A 14470-nucleotide genomic window follows, 5' to 3' on the forward strand; every position below is an offset into this window, starting at 1 on the left:
AGTATGACACTAAATTTTATGTGTATTGAGAATAAACGCCTATCCAACTTTTATATTAAATTGAATAATCCTTGTCTGCACTGTGTGCATTCTGGTTTCGGAAGTGGCCGGGAGGCACCCCATTCCACTGGTTAAACGCACGAATAAAGGTATTGGCATCACTAAAGCCCAGCAGAAAGGCGATTTCCTGCAAAGACATGCTAGAACGTCGCAGGTACTGCCGGGCAAGGTCAGATCGTAGCGCACTCAGCAGCGACTGAAAGCTTGCTGATTCCCCATCAAGTTTACGTTGCAATGTACGTTTACTTATAGCCAGCTTGGCCGCTACTTGTTCTGCGCTCACTTGTCCTGAGGGCAGTAATTCCATCAGCAGCGCTTTGACTTTTTGCGTCATGCTGGCGCTGGCATCGAGTTCAGCCAGACGCTGGGCCAGATCATTTTCAAAAAAAGACCACATGGCGGCGTTTTCAGTCATAAAGGGTCGCTGTGTGTCCGCTTGATGAAAACGTATCGCCACCTGATTGCTGAGGGTCAGAGTGGTGCCAAAATAGTCTTCAAAATCAGTCATATTGTCCGGAAGTTGTGTCACATACAGGGTTTTTGGTATCACCTGTGTACGGGTTGCCAGGCGAGCGAGCTGGGTAAAAAAGGCGAGTTCGCACAGACCCAGCGATTTTGGCAGGGGTTTATCGTAGCCATAACAGTCCAGGCTGAGTAACAGGCCTTGCTGATCTTCTCTTACGTGCAGGGTTAGCGGACCGATCAATGGTTTGTAGCTGCTAAGGCGGCGCATAGCGGCACTCAGGTTGGCGCTGCACAAGCAGGCAAAAATGGCAGGATCGAAGGCCTCGATATTAAGATGTTGTGCCAATTTCAACGGTAATGTTTCACCAAGCTGCGCTTCCATCGCATGCCACAGGTCAAAATACTGGGCCGCCGTTACTGAGGTGGGCAAGCTATGCCACAGATCAGCGGGTAGCTTTGCCTGTTTTAACAGCAACGCCTGATTCAGGCCGAGATCTTTGAATAAGATCAGGCAATGTGGTGACAAGGAGAATTTTGCTGCTCGCTTCATTATTTTTCCATCGTACGGCGTGACAGTGCAAGTACCAGCCGACGTGGTAGCAAAGGCACTATCCAGTTGAGCATAAAGTTTAGCATAGGGTCGTTAAAGGCCAGTAGTTTACCTTTTTGCATGGCCTGATAACCACATCTGGCAACGGATTCAGGGCTTTTTCCTTGTTTAAAGACCGCGAGTTCTTCCAGGTTACCGGTTTTGGCAAACTCGGTGGCAACCGGACCCGGACATAGCGCCGTGACACTGATCCCGTGATCGCGCAGCTCTTCGGCCAGTGCCTGAGAAAAAGAAGTCACAAATGCTTTGGTCGCGTAGTAAGTTGCCTGCAATGGACCCGGTAGCAAGGAGGCGGTGGACGAGACATTCAGGATTTTACCACGTTTACGGGTGGCCATATCCTGTACAAAGAGGTGCGTGAGCGCAGTAAGACTGCTGATATTGACTTGTATCATGTCCAGATCGGCCTGCAATTCACGTTCATGAAAAAAGCCATGACCCCCAAATCCGGCATTATTGATCAGGATATTAATCTCAATGCCCTGGCGTTTTGTTTCGTTGTAGATGGTCTGCGCCGATGCCGGATCGGTGAGATCGGCGGTGATCACACAAGCGTTGACATCATGGGATTGTTCCAGCTCTTTTTTCAGGGCATTGAGCTTGTTTTCGGAGCGGGCGACCAGAACCAGGTCACCGCCCTGCTGTGCGTGTAAGCGCGCCAGTTCTAAACCAATACCTGAAGATGCGCCTGTGATCAGGGCTGTGTTTGCGTAAGTCATGATATCACCTTGTTACCAGAAGTTATGCGCTCATTGTAGAAGCTGAGCGCACAAAACTCACTCGCAAAAGGTGACACTTTGCTTGCAAAAGGTGTCGTTGTGGGAGCGGTTAATCTCGAATATTGACTTCGCCACGGATCTTTTCAATACGCTGACCGCCGGAGGAATCACCGGTGATGGTAAGGCCACCCGCCTGAATGACTTCGATATCGCCGGAATCATCGTCAATAGTCACATGACCTTTGATGTTTTGTAGCACCAGATTGCCACTGCCATCATTGACCTTAGCGTTACCCTGTAAGTCCTGAACCCGGATAAACCCTGAGTCGTCGCGTAAATCAAGTGAATTACCGCCGCGGATTTCGAGGTTACCAGAGCCATCCACAATGGTCAGGTCGCCGCTCATGTCGGTCAGGCTGATGTTGCCTGATTCATCATCCAGGGTAAGCGAACGGCCGCCAATAATTTGGATATCGCCGGAGCCGTCTTCAATATCCAGATCCCCACGCACGTCGGTAATATATACTTGGCCCGACGCGTCATCGAGCTTCAACTGGTTGCCGCCCTGAATGGTAATGTCTCCTGAGCCATCTTCGATATCCAGTATGCCGCTGACGCCGCGGATAAGCATTTGCCCTGAACCATCATCAATTTTAACATTCGCCGCACCATTGATGCTGATATCGCCCGAGCCGTCCTCCAGCTCTATGTCTCCTGTCATGCCTTTGATAGCAATGTCGCCTGAGCTATCGTCAATATCCAGTGCAAGACTGTTGGGTACGCGGACAGTCAGATCGATTCTGGGGCTATTACCGCTGTACCAGACGATACCAACCCGGGCATTGTGTTTTGCGATCAGTCGTGCGTTGTTGCCGTCCTGTTCAAGCGTAAGCTGATAACTGTGATCTTTGTCTGTCAGTATTTTTGCATCAACTTCTATTTGTGTGAGGGTGTCATCACCGATGATATCCAGTGAGCCTGAACTGGTATCTGCCATCAGACTGTTCAAATTTGTGGCGTCCAGCGTCAGGGTTTTATGCAGCTCCACGTCTGCTACTGTTTTACTGTGGCCATCAATATGAACCACACAACCGCTGAGTGCGAGTGCTGCGAATAAGGGAGAAAGTTTTTTGATCATGGCGCAATTCCAATTTGTTATTTTTTTCATATGACTGGAATATAGCAAAACAGATGCCAAAAAGGATATTTAATATATATCAGTATCTTATGTTTTTTTGATGATTGGTAGGCTGGATGTAAATTGACTCAATTTAGCGAAATTAACTAAATGTTGGTGTAACTATCTATTCGTTTAATATCGCCCTGTCACGGGAATGTCAATTATTGTATCTAGCATTGGGTTTGTACCGAGTGGCGAATATTGACGAGCAGACTGATGTTAGATTCGATAGTGGCCCGGCCAACACAAGATCAACCGCATCGCACCCATCGACAGGTGCCAGTGCCTGATTGTGCGGTGTTTCTGGGCGTTGGTGGGGCCAGTGCGGCTGAGCTTGGTAATGCAGCCTGTGTAATCTGTTGCGAAGACACCCCCTGGTTACTGATTGATTGTGGCCACGACACACTGGCACGATTTAAACGTACTTTTGGCAACCAATCTTTGCCTCAGGCAGTATTTATCACTCACCTGCACTACGACCATGTTGGTGGCCTGGAACAGCTGTATTTTAAGGCGGCATTAGGCGGACAGAAAGTGCGTTTATATGTACCAGTTCAGCTAATTCAATCTCTGTGTGCAATGTTGGCATACACCGGACTGGCAGAGTTACGCGAAGATATCTGGCATACTTTTGAGTTGCACCCCGTTGGTGAGCACTTTTTCCATCAACAGCTCCGGCTAAACTGCTATCCGGTTCGCCACCAGGCGCCCGGTAGTGCATTTTCTTTGCATCTTCCCGGACGGTTTTTTTACAGCGGTGATACCCGCCCTATACCCGAGTTATTGATCCATCAAGTGACTCAGGGAGAAATCATTTTTCATGACTGTGTGGTGTCTGGTAATCCCAGCCATGCCGGGTTGGATGACCTGTTACGAGAGTATCCGCCAGCGATTTTAAACAGGTTGTGTGTATACCATTATCATTCACAGGAGGATGTACAGGCGTTTGATGATGCCGGTATTCGTTACGCTAAACCACAGCAACTTATTCCTTTGTGTTAAGCCCCTTTACAGTGGTCTAATCTGATCTCAGCGAGCATTTCTTCTTCCTCTTCATCGAAGCCCGTTTCTACAAAGCCAAAACTGCCATAAAAGCCTTTAGCGATCGGGTTGTCTGGTACATAGCAGATGGCGATTTCTGTCACCTCTGGCAGGCTACGGATCTCTTCCAGTGCCGCTTGCAGCGCTTGTCTGCCTATGCCCTGCTGTTGATAGGCTTTATCAATCATCAAGCGCCAAATTGAAATGCGATGCGGTTTTTCAGGGACCCACATCAGTAACCCGACTTGTTTATCCTGGTAGTTGATCGCACGCACTTCATACCCGGGATTATAGGCCGCTTCCAGCAAAGTCCATTCGTTTGGGGCCACCAACGGCTGCTGCGGTTTATGTAGAGTAAGGTCACCCAAATGTTCGAAGTTTTTTTGCCACACTGTGCTGAGGTATACCTCTGGCAGAGGTACGTCACGATGCCACTCCATCAGATAAGCTGTGTCTCCCCAGCGGCCTTTAAACTCAAAAGACATGTCACTGAGTAAACTGCGCATTCTTTCATTGCCCTCTACATAGACGGCAGAAATTACCTGACAATCAGACTTGGCTCTGAGCTGTGTGAGTAACTGTTTCAGGGCTTGTCTGGCAAATCCCTGACGACGGAAGCGCTTGTCTATTGTCAGCTGTGTGATGGTATATTCATGTTTTGTGCCCTCAGGTTCCATGGGGTGATACTGTATAAACCCGACCAGCGTTTGATGATGGTAGATAAGCAGATTTCGGTAGTAAGGAAAAAACGCTGATTCTGCCAGTGTTTCAGCTGGTGACGCTATAAAGTTCAGGTCTTCAGGCAACAATTGTAGCGCAAATACATCACTGTAATTGTCTTTATGGGCTGCTTTTAATGTGATCATGACACCTCCTTTTTTCCTTATATAGGTCCATGCTAGTGAAAACCCAATCTTTCTGTGTGTTTTTTGCACAAAACAACAGGTTTTTTTAAGTTGTTGTATTGTATAAAGTTGCACGTAAAAATCGGACTATTAGCCTAGTTTTTAGGATAATATTTACACTATTTTCTGGTGTTCTGGGTATTTTTTTGCTATCAATGTTACTACTTTTGGTTGTAGTGCATTCTCCTTTATTAATACTTTTGTGGGTTTTACGTTGGGGGAAGCATAGGGGAGTTGTTTATGTTGTTTTCACAATCAGACCGTACTGGCCAGAATCAGTGTTCACTGCTTTTTACCACGATTGCCACCATACTGTTGCTTGCTATCACGCTTTGGCTAGCCTGAATGGTAAGATGCCATGGAGGGTATGAATGGCTATTTATCCGACAGGCGTGACACCGTCTGACATTCAACGTTAATCACATGCTGCAACATGTTTCCTTACCATTTAATCTGAATATATTTAGTTATATTTCCCGCAAAGTACGTTAAAATGCCCTTTTAGTTTGTCGCACCAGTCATTACGCTTAACCTGATTACGTGTCGTGTAAATGGGGGCTGGCTGGGCCCGGAAAGTAACTGTCAGTTGAAAGGAAAATTATGCAACTAGTTGATTTAAAGCCAGATGATCAAAGTGTTAGAGAACTATTTGCAGAAATTGACCGCTTGATGAATACCCTCTACCCCATTGCCAGTGATCAGTCTTTGGCACTGGAAGAGCTTAATCAACCTAATGTACGTGCTGTGGGGCTACGCAACGAAGAGGGCATAGTGGCATGTGGCGCCATCGTTAAACAATTCGATAAAACCTTATACGGTGAAATAAAGCGTTTGTATGTCAAACCTCAGTATCGGGGAAAAGGGCTGTCTAAGCGTATCATGCAAATCTTGTTGCATTACGCGGGCGATGCACAAATTCCATTGATCCGCCTTGAAACTGGTGTGAAGCAGGAACAGGCAATTAACCTGTATGAAAGCCTTGGTTTTGACCGTTGTGAACGCTTCGGTCTGTACCGTGACAATCCACTCAGTGTGTTTATGTCTTTGTCACTGAATAAAGAGTCAAACTAGGAATTCTCCTAAACCTTACGAGTAAAGTCGACTTTGCTGATATCTTGGTCTAATTTTTATTCTTATTATCGGTGAGATTATACCAATTTGCTTAATAAAGCGTTCTATTTTGAGGCGAGAAAATAGGGTCGATAACCAGGCAAAAATTTGTGAACCTATGTCTTAGGTATAAGGTCCTAAATGAGGAATTTTTAACGCCGTTAGCGTCATATTTGCTCCGTCAAAATGAACTCGGATTAAGTGATATTGGTATTACTATTAAGGAGAGACAGGTGAAGATACTGGTTGTTGATGACATGGGGTCAATGCGGCATGTGATGATAGGTATGCTCCGTCGGCTTGGTTTTACTGACATAGATGAAGCAACAGACGGCAAACGAGCACTTGAGCTGCTCGAGGAAAAACCCTACCAGCTGGTGATTTCCGACCTGAATATGCCACACATAGATGGACTGGCCTTACTTCACGAAATTCGTACCAGACCGGCACTAAAAAATCTCAAACTGGTGATGGTGACCTGTGAAAACGGTCGTGAGCGAGTACAGCAGGTGTTACTAGAAAAAGTAGATGGGTTTATTATTAAGCCTTTCAGTATGGCAACGTTGGAAAAGCAATTTAAAAAGCTGCACTTACTAGAGCTCATAGAGTAGCGCTTTAAATACGCCGTTTGTAAAGAAAAAGCCCTGTTATAACAGGGCTTTTTTGGTTTTATGGTTACTTGTCTGCATTAACCGGGAAGCCGCGATCTAACATCAGAGCTTCTACCGCTGCATCACGACCACGGAACTTGCGGTATGCCTCTGCCGGGTCCATTGCGTTACGCACTGAGAACAGGTAGTTCACCAGGCGATCTGCTACTTCTTCGTCATAAAAACCACCTGGTGCACTGGCAAATGCCTGTGCTGCATCTGATGTCAGCACTTCGGCCCACAGGTAGCCGTAATAGCCGGCTGAATAGCCTTCACCTGAGAAAACGTGACCAAAGTGTGTGGTGCGGTGACGCATGACGATCTCTGATGGCATACCAATGGCAGTCAGTTGAGATTTTTCAAATTCAACCGGGTCGCCAATCTGAGCTGGATCTGTGGTATGGAACTTCATATCCATAATGGCTGATGCCAGGTATTCAGTGGTGGCGAAGCCCTGGTTGAAGTTGGCAGCTTGCTTGATTTTATTCACCAGTGCTTTCGGCATAGGTTGACCTGTTTCATGGTGAACCAGGAAACGATTGATGACTTCATCGGTGACCAGCCAACGCTCAAGCAACTGTGACTGGAATTCTGTGTAGTCACGTACGCCAGAGTTGGAACCTGGGTATTTCACTTTAGAAGACAGAGAGTGCAATGCATGACCGAACTCATGGAAATAGGTCTCAGCATCGTTCCACGAGATCAGACTGGCCTGTCCTGCTGGTGCTTTTACGAAGTTTGAGTTGTTCGAGCTCAATACGTTGGTTTTGCCATCAAAGGTGGTGTGGCCACGGTATGAAGTTGCCCATGCACCTGAGCGCTTACCCTGACGGGCAAATGGGTCTAAGTACCATAAGCCAATATGCTCACCGCTGGTTTTATCGGTGACTTCCCATACGCGTACGTCTTCGTGGAAGACTGGCACTGAGCCTTCTGGTACTTCGGTAAACTCAAAGTTAAACAGGCGACCCGCGACATAGAACATGGCGTCACGTAGTTTGTCCAGCTGGAGATATTGTTTAACTTCGTTTGAGTCCAGGTCGTACTTGGCTTTACGGACTTTTTCAGAGTAAAAGCGATAATCCCATGGCTCAATCTTGATATTGGCGCCTTCTTTATCTGCCAGTGCTTGCATGTCTGCCACTTCTTCTTTTACGCGGGCAATTGCGGCTGGCCAGACTTTATCCATCAGCTCCATCGCATTTTTTGGATCTTTAGCCATGCGATCTTCAAGACGCCACTGGGCGTAGTTTTCATAACCCAGCAGCTGTACCCGCTCGTGACGTAATGTCAGAATTTCATTGATGATGGCTTTGTTGTTGTGCTCACCTGCGTTGTTACCACGGCTGTAGTAGTTCTGCCATACTTGCTTACGTAGCTCACGTTCAGTGGAGTACATCAGGAATGGGGCCATGGAAGAGCGGGTGTTGGTAACAGCATACATACCTGGTTTGCCACGCTCCTCAGCCGCAGCCGCCGCAGAAGTAATGTAGGACTGAGGCAGACCAGAAAGCTGATCTTTGGTCAGGTAAACGACATAGCCTTCTTCGTCGGCCAGTACATTATTGGCAAAGTCTGCGTGTAGCTTTGATAAAGCCAGGTTAATTTCGGCGTAACGTTCAGCGGCTTCACCTTCCAGTGTCGCACCGTTACGAGCAAAGCTGTTGTACTGTAGCCAGGTGATACGCTGTTCTTCAGCACTCAGTTGCTTAAACTCTTGGCTGTCGTACACTGTTTTAACACGCTCAAATAACGCCTTGTTTTGCGTGATTTTAGAACGGTATTGAGCGTACTTTGCCATCAGGCCGCCTTGCATTTGGCGAAATTCAGGTGATGAATTGTTGGCGCTCCAGATACCAAAGTAGGTAAAAAGGCGATCCAGTGCCTGACCTGAACGTTCCATCGCAACGATAGTATTGTCGAATGTCGCCGGTGCGGTGTTGTTTGCAATCAGATCAATTTCGCTTAAGTGGTCAGCCAGTGCGATGTCCAGTGCGGGCTCAAGATCTTTCAGTTGTACTTTATCGAATTGAGGCACACCCTGATAAGGGCCAGTAAAAGGCTGTAACAGTGGGTTCTGGTATTGCTTTTCCGCAACGGTTGGTGTGGTTGTGCTGCTTTGCTGTGTGCTGCTACAACCTGCCAGACCGATTATAACGGCGGCGCTGAGTAGTGTTAGTTTGATTTTCAACATAGTTGGTTTTCGCTTGTTGGCATTTTGTTGCCAAGCATACTAAAAGACAAGTTCATGAAAGTGCAATCAGATCTCGATTAATCGCCAAAATCAAAGTGTAAATAGATATGAATGGCTAAGATCTGCGCTACACTAAGGGAGCTCAAAAACTTCCTTATTCTGGATCATTCAATGGAAATCGGTATTTTTATTTACGATGGCGTTGAAGTCTTGGACTTTAGCGGCCCATTTGAAGTGTTCAGCACGGCTGCCCGTTTTGTTGACGAGCCCGTAAATGTAAGCCTGATTGCACCCAGTCATGCACCCGTTAGTTGCCGAGGTGGCTTGTCTGTAAATCCGCATTACAGTATTCATGGTCATCCCAGATTTGATTTGCTGATTGTTGCAGGCGGACAACATCAGCACGTACTCAGTAATACCTCAGTGTTAGCCTGGCTGGCTGAAACGGCGACTCATACCCGTCGTTGTGCATCTGTGTGCACCGGGGTCTTTTTGTTTGCCGAAGCTGGGTTAATTGACGGTAAATCAGTGACCACCCATTGGGATGACCTGGCGCGGCTGCAAACCAATTACCCGCACCTCAAAGTGTTTGAGGATAAACGGTTTGTAATGGATCAGAATTTTACCAGCTCGGCAGGTGTGTCAGCGGGTATCGACATGAGCCTTGAGCTGGTAAAGCTGCACTTTGGTAAATCACTGGCGATTAAAACGGCCCGTCAAATGGACTACAACTGGCACTAAAGTGCCATTGATAAAGCGGTGTCGTAAATCCAGTGAATGACGGGCCCTGTGGCTTTGTCTCTGCGCCTGACCAGGCCCATGTCTACGGTCAGAGAGCCGGGAATATGTCGAGTGGAAAGCGTGATAACGGCCTCATTAAACCAGTGAGACTTTACGACATGTTCCGGTACCAGAGCCCAGCCAACCCCTCTTAACACCAGGCCTGCGATATAGTAGTAGCTGTCTACATGCCAGTGAAAAGAAGAAATCGCCTGAGATTGGCTGTTGCCAATGCGGTCTCGGATCACCAGCTGCCGATGCTGATTTAATTGCTTTACGGTTGGGTGTGAGTGTGATGCCAGCGGGTGATCGGGGGCGACTATCAGACGCTGCTCAAAGCTGCCCAGCGGCGTAAAATCGAGATTTAGTGAAAGTGGCTTTTGGTGAAATAAAATGCCCAAATCTGCTTTTTGTTCATCAACCCAGCCTGCAATATCGTCCTGTGAGCCGTTTAATATAGATAGCTTCAGGAGAGGAAACTGATGTGACAGCTGCTCGAACAGGGTTTCAAACGCATTAATGGGCACAGCCTCATCCATGGCAACGGTCAGTGATACTTCCTCACCGCAACTCAAAGACAGCGCTCTTGATTGCAACCTCTGGCATTGCATGAGTACTGCTTCTGCCTCCGCGAACAGGTCATGCCCGGCGGCATTTAACACTGGTAACCGGGCTGTGCGGTCAAATAACTCAAAACCCAGATCGGTTTCCAGGTTGGCAATGGCTGTGCTGACACGGGACTGGGCTTTACCCAGCTTGCGGGCGGCAGCAGAAAATGACCCCGTTCTGGCGGCAGTCACAAAGGCTTCCAGTTGATCGAGTGTCCAGTGCATAGCAGGCTCCAATGTATCCGAAAAGCGGATAGAAACTAACTTTCTTTCATCCGATAGTTAAGCATAATAGCGGGTATTCGCAATGAGCGGGGAGTTTTATGCAAACGCATGATGTTGAGCTGACGGAGCTCAGTCAAAATCAAAAAGATCCGGCAGATAAGCAGAGTGATTCGGTTGCCCGAACATTTTGGCGTTACACTATACCGGCTGTTGCCGCCATGATGGTGAACGGACTGTATCAGGTTGTTGATGGTGTCTTTGTTGGTCATTTTATAGGGGCAGATGGCCTGGCTGCGGTGAATATCGCCTGGCCTGTAGTTGGCCTGATAGCGGGCCTCGGCACTTTGGTAGGCATAGGAGCCGGGAGCCTGTTGTCGTTGTTTCGCGGTGCCAAAGACAGCGAGCAGGCGCATGCTGTGCTGGCAACCAGTATCTGGTTGCTGCTGATACTGGCAATGATAACCAGTCTGGGTTTGTATGCCAGTGGTAGCCTGTTGCTTGATGTGCAGGGGGCCAGTGGTGAGGTGCTGAGGTTTGGCTACAGTTATTTGTCGGTATTTGGCTGGGGGACGTTAGCAACAATGGCAGCAGGCGCGTTGCCTATGCTGATCCGTAATGATGGCAGTCCGGGCGTGGCGACGCGGTTACTGATCCTGGGTGCGCTGACCAATATTGTTCTGGATTATGTGTTTATCGTGTTGTTGCAATGGCAGCTGGCAGGCGCAGCCTGGGCCAGCGTGGTATCGCAGTCCCTGGTGGGCATATTGGCACTGAGTTATTTTTGCTCTTCAAAAGCGGGTATCGGACTGAGCTTAAGCAGGCTGACTTTTTCTCAGAAACTGGCGGGGCGCACCTTAGTTCAGGGCGCATCCGGGCTTGTAATGTTTTTGTACTTTGCTTTTATTACTGCGTTGCACAACAAGCAGTTACTGACTTATGGTGAATCATTGCACGTCGCTGCTTTCGCGCTCATAGGTTATATTGGGGTAATCTATTACTTTTTTGCTGAAGGGGTTGCCAGTGGTATGCAGCCACCGGTGAGCTATTATTATGGCGCGGGGCAAATAGAGAAAATCCGCGCGACCCTCAAGCTGGCATGTCAGGTTAGCTTGTCGGTTGGTCTTGTGATTGTACTGTGCCTGAACGTGTTTCCCGAAGCGATCGTATCCTTCTTTACTCAGGACCAGGCACTGCTTAATGAGGCGCAACATGGTGCACGTCTGCATTTGTCTATGGTGTTTCTGGATGGGTTTATTTTTCTTGCCGCCATGTATTATGTGGCACTGGATCAGGGAGGAAAATCTTTGCTGATCTCGCTGGGTAACATGGTCATTCAGATGCCATTTTTATACTTGCTGCCAGAACAGTTTGGGGTAGATGGAGTATGGTTGTCGGTGCCTGTGTCTAACCTGGTACTAACCTTGATTGTGGCACCTCTGCTGTGGCGTGATTTATCGCGATTAAAACAAGTCGCAGAGGTTCGCGGTTAGTATTTAAAAAAAGGGAGTGGAAACCCCCTTTACACATCATAACAACCGCTTGGTGGGAACATATTGGCGGGCTGTGATGAGGCTGATAACCACCAAGATCATAATCACACCAGCGATGCTTGCTGCAATGAGTGTCAGACTCGGAGAAAATACCATGAAGGTGTCGAGCCAGGGCCAGCTCAAGCTTATCGCAATCACTGCAAATGCAAGACTTATCAATGCAGGCTGTAAAAATGCACGGATCCTTGCCAACAATACCTGACGACGTTTTGCTCCCACCATCAAATGGACTTTGATTACACTTTGTTGAAGATAAGCTGCGTAGCTTTGCAGGCTGTATACGCCATAGGCGGTAATGATTAGGATCAGTAGATTAACGAGGGCCAACAGCCAGGTTGTGATCCGTCGGTATTGATGAGCATGGGCAACTTCTTCTTCCAATGCGCGCCACTGGGTCAGCACAAATTGTGGGTGTTGCTGTTTTAACCGCGTACTGAGCTGTGCTTTGCTCAGGGTTGCCCCGGGAGCAAGTTTAATCAGCAGGTAAGTCGCCGAGCCTAAGTTCGGCAGGTAAAAGCGCGCCGGTGGAATGGGTTTACCGGGCAGTCGCAGGTCGTCGATGACTGCTATGATACGTTGTGCGTTCACCCCATCAATATTCAGCGTTTTATCCAGCACTTCACCGCCCAACTGACGGGCAAATGTGCGGTTGACGATTACCACAGGGCGTTGTTCCTCAATGTCCTGTGCGGTGAAGGTTCGCCCTGCAATAAGACGCTGTGCCAGTACAGTAAAGTAGTCTTGATCCACATTGCGATGAAATGGCAGATAGCGGGTATCACTCCACGATGCGGTGACATTGAACTGAAAGTCATCTTTAAGCGGAGTACGGGCGAAACTGGCTGCTATTACACCTGGCTCTTGCAGCAAAGACTGTCTAAACGCTTTAGCCATTGGTGCGTAAGCTGACCACCCCTGCCAGTCAAGAGTGGCGACATTGAACTCCAGTTCATAGACTTGTTGGGTATCGAAGCCCAGCGGGTGACTCAGCTGCTTGAGGTTGTCCCAAACAAGTTGAGTACAAGCCAAAATGGCCAGGGAAACCAATAATACCTGAGAGGCAACGAAGCGCCTTATGGTTGTCTGCGATAGCTGCGCAGCCTGGCCCTTGCCGCTGCGATTGAGGCTGTTCAGTAATTTTTCTGGCTGGCAATGTTTGTGGCTTAAGCTCATGAACAAAGACAGGATTCCCGTCCCTAGCAGGCATGCCAGCGATACGATCTGCCAGTTAACGGTCAATTGTTCACTTTGATAAATGAACTGTGATATCCATTTGCTGCTGTAATTTAGCGCGAGATGCGTTAGTCCGAGGGCGAACGCCAGTGCAGGGGCTATTAATAAAGTCAGCTGACACAGCAAGGTATTGCGCAAAGTTGTGTATTTTGCACCGACCACAGATCGCACAGCCAGCTGATGCCGGCTTTGCAGCAACTGGAGTAAAAACAATTGTGCTAGATTCAGACTGGCTAGCAAAAATAGTGCTAGCGTACAGGTAAAGACAATAAAAATAACTGGATGCTCACCACGCAATGCAGCGGTCAGAGGATGTCCGGTCAAACGGGTTTGCCAGTCTCTGAGTTGCGCTGGTGCATGCAAGGCTGCTGATTCATTGGCTCTCGCTTGTAAGTCCGCAAGTTGTGCTTGAGGTGTCGGCGTGCGCAGCAGGACGCGAATGTGCGGATCGGGGTTTTGCCAGTACCCTTTATAATCCGAGTTGTTAAACCGCCAGGGTAGCCAGAGCTCTGGTTGCCAGCCGGGTTTTAATAGTTCGGGTGGATGGTAACCAGGGCTAACCACACCCTGAATAGGATGACGTACCCCGTTGATATTAAGGTGATGTTTTAAGATGTCAGGTGTACCACCGAAAGCGGTTTGCCACAGCGCATGGCTGATCACAGCTCCTTGTGGTTGAGTGTCTGGTGCGGCTAAAAAGGCATTACTATGACCATGAATGAGTTCAGCCCCCAGCATAGTCTGCCAGTCGCCACTGACATATGCGGTTTTTATTTTCTCCTGGTAGAGCGTGTCCAGAGGGACCTCTTCGGCATAGTAGTGAGCCAGTAATGTGTGTTTACCCGGCGCTGATAACAGCTGAGTAAGTGCCGGGTAAGGCCAACCCTGATCATTTAGCTCAGCGGCACTCCCCTGACGGTGGTGGTCTAGTAGATGGAGATGCTGTGGCTGAGGGTAGGGGAGTGGCTTAAACCAGATGTGGTAAAGCACAGTAGCAACACAGAGTACGGCACTGAGTGTCAGTGTCAGCAGGACAAGCATGCTTAATGCCCAGCGTGGTTGCCTGCGCAATTGCATAAGCGCTGGCTGTAAACAGGTGAACCAGATAAAGTCGCGATAGTGCTGTGACATAACCAATAT

General features: G+C 48.2%; 12 protein-coding genes. 5 read left to right on the forward strand and 7 right to left on the reverse strand.

Annotated features, from left to right (window positions below; all coding sequences use genetic code 11):
• Positions 1-55: 55 nt before the first annotated feature.
• The 3 genes from AT705_RS22740 to AT705_RS22750 form a co-directional block, all read right to left on the reverse strand.
• Entirely contained in the window at positions 56-1075 is a 1020-nt protein-coding gene (locus tag AT705_RS22740; protein ID WP_058798608.1) for an AraC family transcriptional regulator, read from the reverse strand.
• The gene (locus tag AT705_RS22745) at positions 1075-1854 is read right to left on the reverse strand and encodes an SDR family NAD(P)-dependent oxidoreductase (RefSeq protein WP_058798609.1); all 780 of its coding nucleotides are present in this window, start codon (positions 1852-1854) and stop codon (positions 1075-1077) included. Before AT705_RS22745 ends, AT705_RS22740 begins: the two co-directional genes overlap by 1 nt.
• Positions 1855-1963: 109 nt before the next feature.
• A complete protein-coding gene (locus AT705_RS22750; RefSeq protein WP_058798610.1) occupies positions 1964-2992 on the reverse strand; it encodes a hypothetical protein in 1029 nt (342 codons plus the stop codon).
• Positions 2993-3250: 258 nt separating this feature from the next.
• Between AT705_RS22750 and AT705_RS22755 the strand changes: the two genes are divergently transcribed.
• Entirely contained in the window at positions 3251-4036 is a 786-nt protein-coding gene (locus tag AT705_RS22755) for an MBL fold metallo-hydrolase (RefSeq protein WP_082669119.1), read from the forward strand.
• Here AT705_RS22755 and AT705_RS26045 read toward each other — a convergent pair.
• Complete coding sequence (locus tag AT705_RS26045; RefSeq protein ID WP_082669120.1) at positions 4033-4941, reverse strand: GNAT family N-acetyltransferase; 909 nt, start codon at positions 4939-4941, stop codon at positions 4033-4035. The two genes, AT705_RS22755 and AT705_RS26045, sit on opposite strands and share 4 nt — an antisense overlap.
• A 639-nt stretch (positions 4942-5580) precedes the next feature.
• Between AT705_RS26045 and AT705_RS22765 the strand changes: the two genes are divergently transcribed.
• Together AT705_RS22765 and AT705_RS22770 are read left to right on the forward strand one after the other, a co-directional pair.
• The gene (locus AT705_RS22765) at positions 5581-6051 is read left to right on the forward strand and encodes a GNAT family N-acetyltransferase (protein ID WP_010384413.1); all 471 of its coding nucleotides are present in this window, start codon (positions 5581-5583) and stop codon (positions 6049-6051) included.
• 272 nt (positions 6052-6323) lie between these two features.
• Positions 6324-6701, forward strand: coding sequence for a response regulator (locus AT705_RS22770; RefSeq protein ID WP_058798611.1), 378 nt, complete (start codon positions 6324-6326; stop codon positions 6699-6701).
• A gap of 64 nt (positions 6702-6765) precedes the next feature.
• On the opposite strand, the gene AT705_RS22775 is transcribed toward AT705_RS22770, so the two are convergent.
• Positions 6766-8934: a M3 family metallopeptidase gene (locus AT705_RS22775; protein ID WP_058798612.1), complete on the reverse strand. Its 2169-nt coding sequence runs from the start codon at positions 8932-8934 to the stop codon at positions 6766-6768.
• A 171-nt stretch (positions 8935-9105) separates the two neighbouring features.
• Between AT705_RS22775 and AT705_RS22780 the strand changes: the two genes are divergently transcribed.
• Positions 9106-9675: a DJ-1/PfpI family protein gene (locus tag AT705_RS22780; RefSeq protein WP_058798613.1), complete on the forward strand. Its 570-nt coding sequence runs from the start codon at positions 9106-9108 to the stop codon at positions 9673-9675.
• On the opposite strand, the gene AT705_RS22785 is transcribed toward AT705_RS22780, so the two are convergent.
• Entirely contained in the window at positions 9672-10547 is an 876-nt protein-coding gene (locus AT705_RS22785; RefSeq protein ID WP_058798614.1) for a LysR family transcriptional regulator, read from the reverse strand. The genes AT705_RS22780 and AT705_RS22785 overlap by 4 nt on opposite strands.
• Before the next feature lie 98 nt (positions 10548-10645).
• Here AT705_RS22785 and AT705_RS22790 point away from each other — a divergent pair, with 98 nt between their 5' ends.
• Positions 10646-12037: an MATE family efflux transporter gene (locus AT705_RS22790; RefSeq protein WP_058798615.1), complete on the forward strand. Its 1392-nt coding sequence runs from the start codon at positions 10646-10648 to the stop codon at positions 12035-12037.
• 36 nt (positions 12038-12073) lie between these two features.
• On the opposite strand, the gene AT705_RS22795 is transcribed toward AT705_RS22790, so the two are convergent.
• Entirely contained in the window at positions 12074-14461 is a 2388-nt protein-coding gene (locus AT705_RS22795) for an ABC transporter permease (RefSeq protein WP_058798616.1), read from the reverse strand.
• Positions 14462-14470: the final 9 nt, after the last annotated feature.

Origin of the sequence: Pseudoalteromonas rubra, from assembly GCF_001482385.1 — a bacterium.
GTDB lineage: Bacteria > Pseudomonadota > Gammaproteobacteria > Enterobacterales > Alteromonadaceae > Pseudoalteromonas > Pseudoalteromonas ardens.